Below are 17,292 nucleotides of genomic sequence, written 5' to 3'. Positions count from 1 at the left end.
GTCTCAAGGCATGCCTGTGAACTGCGCGAAGCCACTCATGCCAGGGAGCAACTCTCGGTAGGTTCTGAGCATGGTGGCTTCAAGTTCCACCGTCTGGCTCACAGGGTCAATGCGGCTGTTGATGCGGCGTACTTTCGCTGGATAGGTCTTGCCGGTCTCGTCAATCGTCACCTCAAACTCATGCCCCATTTTCAGGGTAGAAATCCAGTTCGAAGGCACATTGAGTTTCAAATACATCACCCCCGAGCGCACCAAGTCCAGCAACGGTTGACCTGCCGTCACAGTCATGTGGCTGCGGACATGCAACTTGGCAGTGTTGCCGCTCCAGGGAGCGCGAATCGTGCATTGGGATATCTGGAAGTTGTAGAGGTCAACCTGAGCCTTGGCTTTGGCGACCGCGCTCGCAGCCAGGGAAACCTCGACGTCGCTCGCTTGCTCCAGGCCTTGCATGCGCAATTTGGCTTCGTACTGATCGGTGGCGCTGGCCAAGTCGGCCTTGGCCATGCCCACGCGGGCTTGTGGTTCCTGGCAATCCAGGGTGACCAGCACTGCGCCCTCCCTGAAGGGCAAACCCAGGCCCACGTGAAGGACGCTGATGCGACCAGGGACTGGGCTCGCCAGAGTGGTTTCTCCACTGGGCAGCACCAACACCCGCACCGGTTCTGATTTGGAAACCGCCGCAGGCGCAGGCTTGGTCACCGCACTGGCCGCTCTGGTACCGGCGGGCTGGGCCCATGCGGCTACCGATAACGAACCAAGAATCAGTGCGGCACCTAGAGCACGCCAAGAAGAGAAAAACAACATATCAGTCAACGTTCAACCAGGATTTGATATCGCCAAGATTGGCATTGAGCGCTGCCATCAGGCTTGATTCATACACCGAAGCGCGGGAATTGGAAGGAATGGTTGTGGCAAAACTCGCTTGTTGATTGTGACCGGCTTCGTCGGTCATTTTCAGCGTCCAGGAGGCTTTTTCGAGACCGTTAGAGCCGCTTGACTCAAACGCCAGAGTCAATGGCTTGCCTTCCTTGGCGTCGGTTGTGATCTCATGGCGGGCCAAGAGTTCCGTTACCAGTGCCTTCATGCGAACCTGCTGCACAGGGTCGGTAATCCCTGCCAAGTGCACGTTCACGGTGGTTGCCCGTCCAAACAGATTGGACGACAGCGCGAAGGCGTCCTTTTCGGTCGCTTGCAAGTGTGCTTTCACACGCTGCGTCAGCGTCGCCAGATCATTGGTTTCAAAATCATCGGCGATGGGGTCAAAACCCACTGTGTTGTACAGACGCCCGAATGCAATATGCGCGTTGGCATAGGCATTGGCACGCTGATAGGCTCCCAGCACCGATCGTGCCTGGGTGCGAATGGCTTCCAGTTCGCTTTCAAGCTTGGCCGTGACCGAGGCCTTGGTGTAGGCCGCAAGGCGGGAATCGACTTGAGCTGCCTGGTCCGCCAACTTGAAGTCTTCCAAAGCCAGACGATAGCGCTCGGCGCTCACCCGGGTCTGCGTCAGAATGGCCATGGAAAGTGCCATGCGACGGGCTTCATCGGTTTGCTCCTGGTACTTCTGAGCGTCCTTCATCGCGGGCAATGCCACCAGACGCATCAGGTTCCAGGCCAAGCTTACGCCGCCTTGTGACCAGCTGTTGTTGTACAGGAAGCTATTGGAGTCCCGTTGGCTGCCATAGTTGAAGGTAATGCCTGGCAACATGCTCAACATCTGCTTGCGAGCTTCGTCCGAAGAGATGCGTTTGCGGAAATCCTCTTCCCTCAACTCGGGGCGCTGCAACAGCGCCATGTCTTCCAGGCGAGCCAGATCGCGTGGAGCAGCGGGCAAGGTCACCTCGTCAGCTTCTGCCAACACAAATGTCGCGGCTGGCGGCACGTTCATCAAGGCAGCCAGCTCACGCTTCGCAAACTCAAGATCTTGCCGGCGCTGATTGAGAAGTGTGGTCGCGTCCAGCAAAGCGCGCTGATACGCCAAGGCCAGACCAGGTGGAATGATCTTCTGGGTTTCGGCTTCGCGCGAGCGAGACAGTGCCAAGTTGGCCCGTTGCACGATGTCATCGGCCTGATCGTTCAGGCGTTGCGCGCCCAATGCTCGCCAATAAGCTGCTCGAACGTCCTGCAACAGGTTCTGCACCACTTTGCGACGGCGCTCTTCGGCGATCAGGAACTGGTCCCCTTGCTGGCGCGCACGGTAATAAGACACGCCAAAGTCAAGTGCATTCCAGGAAAACTCGATGCCCCGCAAAGAGCGGCTGCGTTCGTCTGAAGATGTCGGGCGGTCAGACATTTCTCCGTCCAGTATCCCGATACTGGTACCGCCCGAATAGTTGCTGCGCTTGGTGTAGCCAGCCGATGCAACCATCTGCGGCAGCATGTCGTAACTGGCGTAGTCCGTCAGGCCCAGGGCCAAGGCCGATTCCATCTTTTTCAGACGGTAGTCGAGGTTGTACTTCAGTGAACGGGCAACAGCCTCTTCCATCGATATCGGGCCACGAATAGCTTCTTGCTCCGTGTACATCTTCGATGTATCGTTTTTGACCCGGTCCTGCACTTCCTCGGCAGTCAAAGCCTTGGGCGCAACAGTACACCCGGCCATGACGGCCGTCACAGCCAATACCACCATGCTGCGCGGCAACATGCCAAGGGCGCGGGAAGAAACGTCGGTTTTGTTCATGTTCATGTCCTCGAAAAAGATGATTCTTTAAATTTTTGCTGTGGTGGCACGTGTCATGGGTCGCGCGCTCTGCTTTCGGTCGCTTGCAAAACGTTCCAGCTGGGCCCGGAAGCCCGCTGCGGGTCGTTTCGCGGCCTCTGGCTCGGACGGAGGCATCTGGTCTTTACTGACCTCGATAGATTCAGTGGTCTCGGCTCTCTCTGTGACCACTTTGACGGCTTTGTCAGCTGTTTCAGGTTCGGCCTCGGCGACATCCTTCGCTTCCAGGTCACCTTGCTGAGGTGCGCCAAGGGCAAATGGATCCAACAAGCTGCTATAGCCTGGAGATGCGGAGTTTTGCGAGTTCAGCGCAGCATTCGTGAGTTGCGCATCCAACTGTGATGAGCGAACTGCATGTTGAACGAACAAACCGGGCTCAGACGTCACCGGCTGGTTGCGTACGGCAAGTTGCACATGCAGTGCGTGACGCATTTCAATCACCTGGCCGGGGACTGGCTCGCGAATCAAACGCAAATCCTGGTAAGGGTCGATTTGATTGAAGAGCAACCCATCGGGTGTGCGCCCGGCGGCCTCGGCCTGCAACGGTGAATACGCTTGATCCAGCGCCAAGCTTGATCCTGCGAAGCTGTTGCCGCTGCCCGTTTCGCCCACTGCATGCAACACGTGCAAGGCAGGGGGGGTAGCAGTCGGTATTGGCACTGATGCAACACTTGAGACAGGCTGCGGCGAGGCTGGGCGTGTCACATCCGTTGGCGCCGGGGCCGGTGCTGGCGCAGGCGCAGGTGCCGGAGGTGGTGCTGGCGTAGGCGCTGGCACCGGTGGCGGGTTGACCAAATTGATCGTGTGTGTCGCACTGTCGCTCGCACCGTCCTGGTCGGTGACCGTGTAGTTCACCACCACCGGACCTGAGGCACCAGGAGCAGACGTGAACTGCCAGCTGCCATCGGGCAATTGCGTGAGCGTACCTTGTGATGGATCGGCCAGGGTCGCGATCACACTCAAAGGCGCGTCATCATCTGCCGGGTCATTGCCCAGAAGTGACAGCGGTGTGGGTACCCCTTGTGTCACGGTTTGCGTGTCGTCCACAGCATCCGGAGCGGGATTCGCTGGCGCAATCGTAATCGTGCCAATGAAAGTTCCGCCAGCGCCATCGTCAACTGTCACACGGATCACAACCGGCCCCGTGTTGTCCGCCGGAGGAGTCCCTGTGAGAACGTGCGTCACCGGATCGAAGGATGCCCAACTTGGCACATCCGCCGGATTAAGCGTATATGTCAGCGTGTCGCCCGTGTTCGGGTCTTTGATGAAGTCATCCAGATCGACGGGAACGAGCGCAGTGGCATCCACCGCAGGAATGATCAGGTTGTTCGGGTCCTGTGGATCGAACGTAGGCGACCCTGGCGGCAAGCCCGGGGGCACGATCAACGTTGGCGGCTGGTTGGCCACGTTGACCGTGTGCACGGCGCTGTCGGTCGCTCCGTCCTGGTCCGTGATCGTGTAGTTGATCAGCACCGGGCCAGACACGCCTGGGGCAGATGTGAACTGCCAGCTGCCGTCGGGCAACTGCGTCAACGTACCCTGGGTCGGGTCAACCAGGGTGGCGGCAACTACTGTCAACGGCAAGTCACCATCGGGATCGGTGTCGTTGGTCAGCAGCGTCAGCGCTGTGGCCGTCTCCGGCACCACAGCTTGCGTGTCGTCCACGGCATCAGGGCCGGGGTTCACTGGCGTGATCGTGACCGTGCCGGTGAAGGTGCCACCGGCACCGTCATCAACCGTCACGGGCACCACCACCGGACCCGCATTGTCCACAGGTGGCGTACCACCCAGCACACCCGTGGCCGGGTTGTACGTCACCCACGCGGGCAGGCCCGTCAGGTCTGGCGTGATCGTCAGCGTGTCACCCGTGTTCGGGTCGGTGAAGTAGTCGTTCAGGTCAACGGCCACTGGCACGTTGTCCACCGCCGGCACCACCAGGTTGCTCGGATTGCCCGGGTCGATCTCTGGCGTGGTCGGGTCACCTGGCACCGGGTCGGTGATCACTGGCGGCTGGTTGGCCACGTTGACCGTGTGCACGGCGCTGTCTGTCGCTCCGTCCTGGTCCGTGATGGTGTAGTTCACCAGCACCGGGCCTGAGACACCAGGAGCAGACGTGAACTGCCAGCTGCCGTCGGGCAACTGCGTCAACGTGCCCTGGGTCGGATCGACCAGGCTCGCGGCCGTCACCGTCAATGGATCACCATCGGGATCGGTGTCGTTGGTCAGCAGCGTCAGCGCTGTGGCCGTCTCCGGCACCACAGCTTGCGTGTCGTCCACGGCATCAGGGCCGGGGTTCACTGGCGTGATCGTGATCGTGCCGGTGAAGGTGCCACCGGCACCGTCATCAACCGTCACAGGCACCACCACCGGACCCGCATTGTCCACAGGTGGCGTACCACCCAGCACACCCGTGGCCGGGTTGTACGTCACCCACGCGGGCAGGCCCGTCAGGTCTGGCGTGATCGTCAGCGTGTCACCCGTGTTCGGGTCGGTGAAGTAGTCGTTCAGGTCAACGGCCACTGGCACGTTGTCCACCGCCGGCACCACCAGGTTGCTCGGATTGCCCGGGTCGATCTCTGGCGTGGTCGGGTCACCTGGCACCGGGTCGATCAGGGTCGGGGGCACGTTGCCCACGTCCACGGTGTGCACCGCGCTGTCGGTCGCTCCGTCCTGGTCCGTGATCGTGTAGTTGATCAGCACCGGGCCGGACACGCCGACCGTGGACGTGAACTGCCAGCTGCCATCTGGTTGCTGGGTCAGCGTGCCCTGGGTCGGATCGACCAGGCTCGCGGCCGTCACCGTCAATGGATCACCATCGGGGTCTGTGTCGTTGGCCAGGAACGTCACGGTGGTCGGGGTCACAGGACCCACAGCTTGCGTGTCGTCCACGGCATCAGGGCCGGGGTTCACTGGCGTGATCGTGACCGTGCCGGTGAAGGTGCCACCGGCACCGTCATCAACCGTCACGGGCACCACCACCGGACCCGCATTGTCCACAGGTGGCGTACCACCCAGCACACCCGTGGCCGGGTTGTACGTCACCCACGCGGGCAGGCCCGTCAGGTCTGGCGTGATCGTCAGCGTGTCACCCGTGTTCGGGTCGGTGAAGTAGTCGTTCAGGTCAACGGCCACTGGCACGTTGTCCACCGCCGGCACCACCAGGTTGCTCGGATTGCCCGGGTCGATCTCTGGCGTGGTCGGGTCACCTGGCACCGGGTCGGTGATCACTGGCGGCTGGTTGGCCACGTTGACCGTGTGCACGGCGCTGTCTGTCGCTCCGTCCTGGTCCGTGATGGTGTAGTTCACCAGCACCGGGCCTGAGACACCAGGAGCAGACGTGAACTGCCAGCTGCCGTCGGGCAACTGCGTCAGCGTGCCCTGGGTCGGATCGACCAGGCTCGCGGCCGTCACCGTCAATGGATCACCATCGGGATCGGTGTCGTTGGTCAGCAGCGTCAGCGCTGTGGCCGTCTCCGGCACCACAGCTTGCGTGTCGTCCACGGCATCAGGGCCGGGGTTCACTGGCGTGATCGTGATCGTGCCGGTGAAGGTGCCACCGGCACCGTCATCAACCGTCACGGGCACCACCACCGGACCCGCATTGTCCACAGGTGGCGTACCACCCAGCACACCCGTGGCCGGGTTGTACGTCACCCACGCGGGCAGGCCCGTCAGGTCTGGCGTGATCGTCAGCGTGTCACCCGTGTTCGGGTCGGTGAAGTAGTCGTTCAGGTCAACGGCCACTGGCACGTTGTCCACCGCCGGCACCACCAGGTTGCTCGGATTGCCCGGGTCGATCTCTGGCGTGGTCGGGTCACCTGGCACCGGGTCGGTGATCACTGGCGGCTGGTTGGCCACGTTGACCGTGTGCACGGCGCTGTCTGTCGCTCCGTCCTGGTCCGTGATGGTGTAGTTCACCAGCACCGGGCCTGAGACACCAGGAGCAGACGTGAACTGCCAGCTGCCGTCGGGCAACTGCGTCAACGTGCCCTGGGTCGGATCGACCAGGCTCGCGGCCGTCACCGTCAATGGATCACCATCGGGATCGGTGTCGTTGGTCAGCAGCGTCAGCGCTGTGGCCGTCTCCGGCACCACAGCTTGCGTGTCGTCCACGGCATCAGGGCCGGGGTTCACTGGCGTGATCGTGATCGTGCCGGTGAAGGTGCCACCGGCACCGTCATCAACCGTCACGGGCACCACCACCGGACCCGCATTATCCACAGGTGGCGTACCACCCAGCACACCCGTGGCCGGGTTGTACGTCACCCACGCGGGCAGGCCCGTCAGGTCTGGCGTGATCGTCAGCGTGTCACCCGTGTTCGGGTCGGTGAAGTAGTCGTTCAGGTCAACGGCCACTGGCACGTTGTCCACCGCCGGCACCACCAGGTTGCTCGGATTGCCCGGGTCGATCTCTGGCGTGGTCGGGTCACCTGGCACCGGGTCGATCAGGGTCGGGGGCACGTTGCCCACGTCCACGGTGTGCACCGCGCTGTCGGTCGCTCCGTCCTGGTCCGTGATCGTGTAGTTGATCAGCACCGGGCCGGACACGCCGACCGTGGACGTGAACTGCCAGCTGCCATCTGGTTGCTGGGTCAGCGTGCCCTGGGTCGGATCGACCAGGCTCGCGGCCGTCACCGTCAATGGATCACCATCGGGGTCTGTGTCGTTGGCCAGGAACGTCACGGTGGTCGGGGTCACAGGACCCACAGCTTGCGTGTCGTCCACGGCATCAGGGCCGGGGTTCACTGGCGTGATCGTGACCGTGCCGGTGAAGGTGCCACCGGCACCGTCATCAACCGTCACGGGCACCACCACCGGACCCGCATTGTCCACAGGTGGCGTACCACCCAGCACACCCGTGGCCGGGTTGTACGTCACCCACGCGGGCAGGCCCGTCAGGTCTGGCGTGATCGTCAGCGTGTCACCCGTGTTCGGGTCGGTGAAGTAGTCGTTCAGGTCAACGGCCACTGGCACGTTGTCCACCGCCGGCACCACCAGGTTGCTCGGATTGCCCGGGTCGATCTCTGGCGTGGTCGGGTCACCTGGCACCGGGTCGGTGATCACTGGCGGCTGGTTGGCCACGTTGACCGTGTGCACGGCGCTGTCTGTCGCTCCGTCCTGGTCCGTGATGGTGTAGTTCACCAGCACCGGGCCTGAGACACCAGGAGCAGACGTGAACTGCCAGCTGCCGTCGGGCAACTGCGTCAACGTGCCCTGGGTCGGATCGACCAGGCTCGCGGCCGTCACCGTCAATGGATCACCATCGGGATCGGTGTCGTTGGTCAGCAGCGTCAGCGCTGTGGCCGTCTCCGGTACCACAGCTTGCGTGTCGTCCACGGCATCAGGGCCGGGGTTCACTGGCGTGATCGTGACCGTGCCGGTGAAGGTGCCACCGGCACCGTCATCAACCGTCACGGGCACCACCACCGGACCCGCATTGTCCACAGGTGGCGTACCACCCAGCACACCCGTGGCCGGGTTGTACGTCACCCACGCGGGCAGGCCCGTCAGGTCTGGCGTGATCGTCAGCGTGTCACCCGTGTTCGGGTCGGTGAAGTAGTCGTTCAGGTCAACGGCCACTGGCACGTTGTCCACCGCCGGCACCACCAGGTTGCTCGGATTGCCCGGGTCGATCTCTGGCGTGGTCGGGTCACCTGGCACCGGGTCGGTGATCACTGGCGGCTGGTTGGCCACGTTGACCGTGTGCACGGCGCTGTCTGTCGCTCCGTCCTGGTCCGTGATGGTGTAGTTCACCAGCACCGGGCCTGAGACACCAGGAGCAGACGTGAACTGCCAGCTGCCGTCGGGCAACTGCGTCAACGTGCCCTGGGTCGGATCGACCAGGCTCGCGGCCGTCACCGTCAATGGATCACCATCGGGATCGGTGTCGTTGGTCAGCAGCGTCAGCGCTGTGGCCGTCTCCGGTACCACAGCTTGCGTGTCGTCCACGGCATCAGGGCCGGGGTTCACTGGCGTGATCGTGATCGTGCCGGTGAAGGTGCCACCGGCACCGTCATCAACCGTCACGGGCACCACCACCGGACCCGCATTGTCCACAGGTGGCGTACCACCCAGCACACCCGTGGCCGGGTTGTACGTCACCCACGCGGGCAGGCCCGTCAGGTCTGGCGTGATCGTCAGCGTGTCACCCGTGTTCGGGTCGGTGAAGTAGTCGTTCAGGTCAACGGCCACTGGCACGTTGTCCACCGCCGGCACCACCAGGTTGCTCGGATTGCCCGGGTCGATCTCTGGCGTGGTCGGGTCACCTGGCACCGGGTCGATCAGGGTCGGGGGCACGTTGCCCACGTCCACGGTGTGCACCGCGCTGTCGGTCGCTCCGTCCTGGTCCGTGATCGTGTAGTTGATCAGCACCGGGCCGGACACGCCGACCGTGGACGTGAACTGCCAGCTGCCATCTGGTTGCTGGGTCAGCGTGCCCTGGGTCGGATCGACCAGGCTCGCGGCCGTCACCGTCAATGGATCACCATCGGGGTCTGTGTCGTTGGCCAGGAACGTCACGGTGGTCGGGGTCACAGGACCCACAGCTTGCGTGTCGTCCACGGCATCAGGGCCGGGGTTCACTGGCGTGATCGTGATCGTGCCGGTGAAGGTGCCACCGGCACCGTCATCAACCGTCACGGGCACCACCACCGGACCCGCATTGTCCACAGGTGGCGTACCACCCAGCACACCCGTGGCCGGGTTGTACGTCACCCACGCGGGCAGGCCCGTCAGGTCTGGCGTGATCGTCAGCGTGTCACCCGTGTTCGGGTCGGTGAAGTAGTCGTTCAGGTCAACGGCCACTGGCACGTTGTCCACCGCCGGCACCACCAGGTTGCTCGGATTGCCCGGGTCGATCTCTGGCGTGGTCGGGTCACCTGGCACCGGGTCGGTGATCACTGGCGGCTGGTTGGCCACGTTGACCGTGTGCACGGCGCTGTCTGTCGCTCCGTCCTGGTCCGTGATGGTGTAGTTCACCAGCACCGGGCCTGAGACACCAGGAGCAGACGTGAACTGCCAGCTGCCGTCGGGCAACTGCGTCAGCGTGCCCTGGGTCGGATCGACCAGGCTCGCGGCCGTCACCGTCAATGGATCACCATCGGGATCGGTGTCGTTGGTCAGCAGCGTCAGCGCTGTGGCCGTCTCCGGCACCACAGCTTGCGTGTCGTCCACGGCATCAGGGCCGGGGTTCACTGGCGTGATCGTGATCGTGCCGGTGAAGGTGCCACCGGCACCGTCATCAACCGTCACGGGCACCACCACCGGACCCGCATTGTCCACAGGTGGCGTACCACCCAGCACACCCGTGGCCGGGTTGTACGTCACCCACGCGGGCAGGCCCGTCAGGTCTGGCGTGATCGTCAGCGTGTCACCCGTGTTCGGGTCGGTGAAGTAGTCGTTCAGGTCAACGGCCACTGGCACGTTGTCCACCGCCGGCACCACCAGGTTGCTCGGATTGCCCGGGTCGATCTCTGGCGTGGTCGGGTCACCTGGCACCGGGTCGGTGATCACTGGCGGCTGGTTGGCCACGTTGACCGTGTGCACGGCGCTGTCTGTCGCTCCGTCCTGGTCCGTGATGGTGTAGTTCACCAGCACCGGGCCTGAGACACCAGGAGCAGACGTGAACTGCCAGCTGCCGTCGGGCAACTGCGTCAGCGTGCCCTGGGTCGGATCGACCAGGCTCGCGGCCGTCACCGTCAATGGATCACCATCGGGATCGGTGTCGTTGGTCAGCAGCGTCAGCGCTGTGGCCGTCTCCGGCACCACAGCTTGCGTGTCGTCCACGGCATCAGGGCCGGGGTTCACTGGCGTGATCGTGATCGTGCCGGTGAAGGTGCCACCGGCACCGTCATCAACCGTCACGGGCACCACCACCGGACCCGCATTGTCCACAGGTGGCGTACCACCCAGCACACCCGTGGCCGGGTTGTACGTCACCCACGCGGGCAGGCCCGTCAGGTCTGGCGTGATCGTCAGCGTGTCACCCGTGTTCGGGTCGGTGAAGTAGTCGTTCAGGTCAACGGCCACTGGCACGTTGTCCACCGCCGGCACCACCAGGTTGCTCGGATTGCCCGGGTCGATCTCTGGCGTGGTCGGGTCACCTGGCACCGGGTCGATCAGGGTCGGGGGCACGTTGCCCACGTCCACGGTGTGCACCGCGCTGTCGGTCGCTCCGTCCTGGTCCGTGATCGTGTAGTTGATCAGCACCGGGCCGGACACGCCGACCGTGGACGTGAACTGCCAGCTGCCATCTGGTTGCTGGGTCAGCGTGCCCTGGGTCGGATCGACCAGGCTCGCGGCCGTCACCGTCAATGGATCACCATCGGGGTCTGTGTCGTTGGCCAGGAACGTCACGGTGGTCGGGGTCACAGGACCCACAGCTTGCGTGTCGTCCACGGCATCAGGGCCGGGGTTCACTGGCGTGATCGTGACCGTGCCGGTGAAGGTGCCACCGGCACCGTCATCAACCGTCACGGGCACCACCACCGGACCCGCATTGTCCACAGGTGGCGTACCACCCAGCACACCCGTGGCCGGGTTGTACGTCACCCACGCGGGCAGGCCCGTCAGGTCTGGCGTGATCGTCAGCGTGTCACCCGTGTTCGGGTCGGTGAAGTAGTCGTTCAGGTCAACGGCCACTGGCACGTTGTCCACCGCCGGCACCACCAGGTTGCTCGGATTGCCCGGGTCGATCTCTGGCGTGGTCGGGTCACCTGGCACCGGGTCGGTGATCACTGGCGGCTGGTTGGCCACGTTGACCGTGTGCACGGCACTGTCTGTCGCTCCGTCCTGGTCCGTGATGGTGTAGTTCACCAGCACCGGGCCTGAGACACCAGGAGCAGACGTGAACTGCCAGCTGCCGTCGGGCAACTGCGTCAGCGTGCCCTGGGTCGGATCGACCAGGCTCGCGGCCGTCACCGTCAATGGATCACCATCGGGATCGGTGTCGTTGGTCAGCAGCGTCAGCGCTGTGGCCGTCTCCGGCACCACAGCTTGCGTGTCGTCCACGGCATCAGGGCCGGGGTTCACTGGCGTGATCGTGATCGTGCCGGTGAAGGTGCCACCGGCACCGTCATCAACCGTCACGGGCACCACCACCGGACCCGCATTGTCCACAGGTGGCGTACCACCCAGCACACCCGTGGCCGGGTTGTACGTCACCCACGCGGGCAGGCCCGTCAGGTCTGGCGTGATCGTCAGCGTGTCACCCGTGTTCGGGTCGGTGAAGTAGTCGTTCAGGTCAACGGCCACTGGCACGTTGTCCACCGCCGGCACCACCAGGTTGCTCGGATTGCCCGGGTCGATCTCTGGCGTGGTCGGGTCACCTGGCACCGGGTCGGTGATCACTGGCGGCTGGTTGGCCACGTTGACCGTGTGCACGGCGCTGTCTGTCGCTCCGTCCTGGTCCGTGATGGTGTAGTTCACCAGCACCGGGCCTGAGACACCAGGAGCAGACGTGAACTGCCAGCTGCCGTCGGGCAACTGCGTCAGCGTGCCCTGGGTCGGATCGACCAGGCTCGCGGCCGTCACCGTCAATGGATCACCATCGGGATCGGTGTCGTTGGTCAGCAGCGTCAGCGCTGTGGCCGTCTCCGGCACCACAGCTTGCGTGTCGTCCACGGCATCAGGGCCGGGGTTCACTGGCGTGATCGTGATCGTGCCGGTGAAGGTGCCACCGGCACCGTCATCAACCGTCACGGGCACCACCACCGGACCCGCATTGTCCACAGGTGGCGTACCACCCAGCACACCCGTGGCCGGGTTGTACGTCACCCACGCGGGCAGGCCCGTCAGGTCTGGCGTGATCGTCAGCGTGTCACCCGTGTTCGGGTCGGTGAAGTAGTCGTTCAGGTCAACGGCCACTGGCACGTTGTCCACCGCCGGCACCACCAGGTTGCTCGGATTGCCCGGGTCGATCTCTGGCGTGGTCGGGTCACCTGGCACCGGGTCGATCAGGGTCGGGGGCACGTTGCCCACGTCCACGGTGTGCACCGCGCTGTCGGTCGCTCCGTCCTGGTCCGTGATCGTGTAGTTGATCAGCACCGGGCCGGACACGCCGACCGTGGACGTGAACTGCCAGCTGCCATCTGGTTGCTGGGTCAGCGTGCCCTGGGTCGGATCGACCAGGCTCGCGGCCGTCACCGTCAATGGATCACCATCGGGGTCTGTGTCGTTGGCCAGGAACGTCACGGTGGTCGGGGTCACAGGACCCACAGCTTGCGTGTCGTCCACGGCATCAGGGCCGGGGTTCACTGGCGTGATCGTGACCGTGCCGGTGAAGGTGCCACCGGCACCGTCATCAACCGTCACGGGCACCACCACCGGACCCGCATTGTCCACAGGTGGCGTACCACCCAGCACACCCGTGGCCGGGTTGTACGTCACCCACGCGGGCAGGCCCGTCAGGTCTGGCGTGATCGTCAGCGTGTCACCCGTGTTCGGGTCGGTGAAGTAGTCGTTCAGGTCAACGGCCACTGGCACGTTGTCCACCGCCGGCACCACCAGGTTGCTCGGATTGCCCGGGTCGATCTCTGGCGTGGTCGGGTCACCTGGCACCGGGTCGGTGATCACTGGCGGCTGGTTGGCCACGTTGACCGTGTGCACGGCACTGTCTGTCGCACCCGTAGGATCGCTGATGGTGTAGTTCACCACCACCGGGCCAGACACGCCTGGGGCAGACGTGAACTGCCAACTGCCGTCAGGCTGCTGGGTCAGCGTGCCCTGGGTCGGATCGACCAGGCTCGCTGCGATCACGGTCAATGGCGAATCACCATCAATATCTGAGTCATTGGCCAACAGTGTCAGCGTTGTAGCCGCCTCGGGAACAACCGCTTGCGTGTCGTCCACTGCATCTGGTGGGTCGTTCACTGGCGTGATCGTCAACGTCAGCGTGGAGGTGTCGGTTCCGCCTGCTCCGTCGGACACGGTGTAGGTGGCCACAGGAATCGGCCCTGTGTAGTTCAGCGCCGGCGTGAAGCTGTAGCTGCCGTTGGCATTGATCTGCAAACTGCCCACGCCACTGATGGCCGCCGCTGTGCCTGCGGTGTGCACCGTCGGGCTGCCTGCGATCGTGAATTGGGTGATGGTCAGTGCACCACCGTCCACATCGGTGGCGTTGTTCAGCAAGTCACCCTGAGGACCCGCCTGGCCGTCAACAACGGTCAGCGTGGTGTCTTCAATCACGGTGTTGGTTTCATCACCATCCACCGGTGGGTCGTTCACTGGCGTGATCGTCAACGTCAGCGTGGAGGTGTCGGTTCCGCCTGCTCCGTCGGACACGGTGTAGGTGGCCACAGGGATCGGCCCTGTGTAGTTCAGCGCCGGCGTGAAGCTGTAGCTGCCGTTGGCATTGATCTGCAAACTGCCCACGCCACTGATGGCCGCCGCTGTGCCTGCGGTGTGCACCGTCGGGCTGCCTGCGATCGTGAATTGGGTGATGGTCAGTGCACCACCGTCCACATCGGTGGCGTTGTTCAGCAAGTCACCCTGAGGACCCGCCTGGCCGTCAACAACGGTCAGCGTGGTGTCTTCAATCACGGTATTGGTTTCATCACCATCCACCGGCGGGTCGTTGACCGGGATCATGGTCAGCGTCAGCGTGGAGGTGTCGGTACCACTATTGCCGTCGCTCACCGTGTAAGTCGCCACCGGGATGGTGCCCGTGAAATTGAGCGCTGGCACAAAGTTGTAGCTGCCGTTGGCGTTGATCGTCAGGGCTCCGATGCCCGTCATCGTCACCGTCTGCCCTGCCGTCACCGTGGTGCCGTTCACTGTGAACTGGGTGATCGTCAGCGGCGTATCGCCATCGACATCGCTGGCGTTGTTGAGCAAATCACCTGCGGCGCCATCGGCCACCGTCAGCGTCGTGTCTTCCGTGACCGTGTTGGTCTCATCACCATCGACCGGCGGGTCGTTGACCGGAATCATGGTCAGCCTCAGCGTGGAGGTGTCTGTTAGCCCCCCGACATCGCTCACCGTGTAGGTCGCTACCGGAATGGTGCCCGTGAAGTTGAGCGCTGGCACAAAGTTGTAGCTGCCGTTGGCGTTGATCGTCAGGGCTCCGATGCCCGTCATCGTCACCGTCTGCCCTGCCGTCACCGTGGTGCCGTTCACTGTGAACTGGGTGATCGTCAACGTGCCGCCATCGGGATCGGTGGCGTTGTTGAGCAAATCACCTGCGGCGCCATCGGCCACCGTGAGCGTGGTGTCTTCGATGACGACATTGGTTTCGTTGTCATCCACTGGCGGGCGGTTGTTCAAACCGAAATCGACGCTCAGATTGGATGACCCGATACGGGTCATATCGGCGTCGATGGTTCTCAAGCTATTGGCAACATAGCCAGCGGTGGTGTAGGAACGACCCGTGCCCAGGACACCGTTGGCATCGGTCACCTGAACAATGTAGTTGCCCGGCAATACACCTTGGTTTGGCAAAACGCCAAAGAGGTAGTTGCCCGAGGCGTCGGTTGTATCGGTGGCGAGTATCCGCTCGCCCGCATCGAAAACACCGTTGTTGTTCACGTCGTCAATCAAACGCACGGTCACGTTGGCGATGCCGGTATCCGTGCCGTCAAAAACGCCGTTCGCGTTGTTGTCCGTGAAAATCCTGTCGCCGATGGTGCCCGAGGGAGGAACCCAGCCGGCCGCATCAAAAACCGCGCCAGGCAGCAGCGTGGTGCCATTGGTCGTGATGTTGATTGCTGAGCCGATATTGGCGCCAGTCAAGGGGTTGTATTGCTGGATCTGGGTCCCCAGCCCATAGGCCTGGCCATTGATGCCATAACCTTGCTGCGTGAAACCTGCCGTCACGGTCGAGGTGTCAACGAACGCACCGGTCGTAGCGTTGTACCGTACCAAAGTGGTGCTCGACACGCTCAGAATGGTGTTGGTCGCCGGGTTGTAGCCCAGATCACCCCAATCATTGCCCGTAATGTTGTTGACCAATACCGTCACGCCACTCACCACCGTACCCGAGTTCGAGAAAGTGAGGCGGTAAATGGTGTCGTCGCTTGTTGTCCCAGTGCCGTCGCCACCCTGGTTGTTTTCGATACCCAGATACAGGGTTCCATTGGCAAACACCGCGCCACCGCTTCCAACACCTGTTGCACCAACAACAATGCCGTTGTTGGTCAGATTGTTGTCAACCAGAATGTGGGTGTTGGTGTTGAAGTTGTATGCAAACAGTGCAACGTTGGTCGAAGAACTGTTGTTGCTTGTGTAGTAAATCAAGCCATTGACTTGATCCACAGCCAGCGAGTTGACGTCGTTGCCCGTGCTCACGCCACCCACTGTGGCTGGCACTGTCGTCAGCAAGGTCGCTTTGCCGGTCACGATATCGATGCTGTAGATGTCTCGGGACTGCACCGCCAGCAAAGCACCAGAACCACTATTGACAGTGGTTGTCAACAAGCCAGCATAGGCTTCCGCCGAGATGACAACGGTCTCGATAACCCCGTTTGCGTTCCTGGCCTCCAAAACCCAGTCGCCACCCAACGACGCAGCGCCTGTGTCTCCATTGGATGCAGCCACATCGGCCCCGGTCGCCAAGGCCAGCGCCTCAACAAAGCTCACGCCTGCCTCGGTTGCAGCCACATCGCAACCGTACAACAAGAGATCTGCGTCTTGTGACAAGGCCGACGCGATCACCAGCATCTCACTGGCGTATCGATCAGACAACGAACCAGAGTTGAGGGTTGCTGACCCCAACGTCAACGACCCGGCGCTGCCGTGGCTGATGATGTGCACGGCATCGATACCAGTGCGGCCATTCAACACCTCAGCAATTTGCTCTACCCCATCGCGATTGGCATCAAGGACATAGACTTCACCCGGGTGCCACTGAAGACCGTCTGCCGCATCGTCAACCAGTGCGTCCACGAACACGATTTCAACCCGCTCGACTGTGAGCTCAACGGCCTCGACTACAGACGTCGACTCTTCGACATCGTCAACCTGAACGCTGTTTGAGTCACCCGACTCGCTGGCGTGGTCACCACTGTCAGCTGCGCCACCCTCAATCGAGGCAACCGAAAGATCGTCCGTAACGACCCCCTCGTCAGACTCAGCGGTGTCAGACAGTGCGGGCCCATCGTCCGTCGCTACAGCCCCAACCTCATCAACAGTGGATGCTGGCTCCATCGCACCGGAACCCGAAGTTTCTGTCTCAGCTTCGGTCTCTACAGATGGCGGTGAAATGACGTCAGATGACGCGACAGGATCAGCTTCACCGGCCGCAGAGGCCGCTTCAGCATCGCCGGATGCTACGGCTTCTGATTCGGCTTCGCTTTCACCGACAACGACCTCATCGGTTTCGGTTGTTGACGATGCAGCCGCTGGCACTGGCCGGGACTCGACCGCAGGCGGCGTTGCCTCTTGCTGCTCGCCGGCCAAATGATCCAGGTCAGCCAACACGCCTGCATCTGGAGCCGGCCCGCTGTCGGCATGTGCCTCAACCAAAGTTGCTGGTAGTGCAGCATCGAACACGATACGCTGCTCCAGGGCAAGTTGCCCTGAGTGGGCACGGTCTGGTTGGCGTCGTGCTTTACGCGACGAAGATGACTTGCTCCCACCGG

The 17,292-nt window shown here is 62.8% G+C and carries 3 protein-coding genes; all 3 read right to left on the bottom strand.

All coding sequences use genetic code 11. From position 1 onward, the window contains the following. Window positions 1-3: 3 nt before the first annotated feature. Genes LPB072_RS05145 through LPB072_RS23350 form a run of 3 tightly spaced genes read right to left on the bottom strand, consistent with a single transcriptional unit; the run spans window position 4 to window position 17,203 of the window. Window positions 4-804: an efflux RND transporter periplasmic adaptor subunit gene (locus LPB072_RS05145; RefSeq protein ID WP_066088374.1), complete on the bottom strand. Its 801-nt coding sequence runs from the start codon at window positions 802-804 to the stop codon at window positions 4-6. A 1-nt stretch (window position 805) separates the two neighbouring features. Then, window positions 806-2,680: a TolC family protein gene (locus LPB072_RS05140; protein ID WP_231943433.1), complete on the bottom strand. Its 1,875-nt coding sequence runs from the start codon at window positions 2,678-2,680 to the stop codon at window positions 806-808. A gap of 27 nt (window positions 2,681-2,707) precedes the next feature. Continuing rightward, window positions 2,708-17,203 (bottom strand): Ig-like domain-containing protein, encoded by a 14,496-nt coding sequence (locus tag LPB072_RS23350; RefSeq protein WP_231943431.1) that lies wholly within the window; start codon window positions 17,201-17,203, stop codon window positions 2,708-2,710. Window positions 17,204-17,292 lie beyond the last annotated feature (89 nt).

Origin of the sequence: Hydrogenophaga crassostreae (genome assembly GCF_001761385.1) — a bacterium.
Classification (GTDB): Bacteria; Pseudomonadota; Gammaproteobacteria; order Burkholderiales; family Burkholderiaceae_C; genus Hydrogenophaga; species Hydrogenophaga crassostreae.
This window is presented reverse-complemented; position numbering and strand designations above follow the sequence as displayed.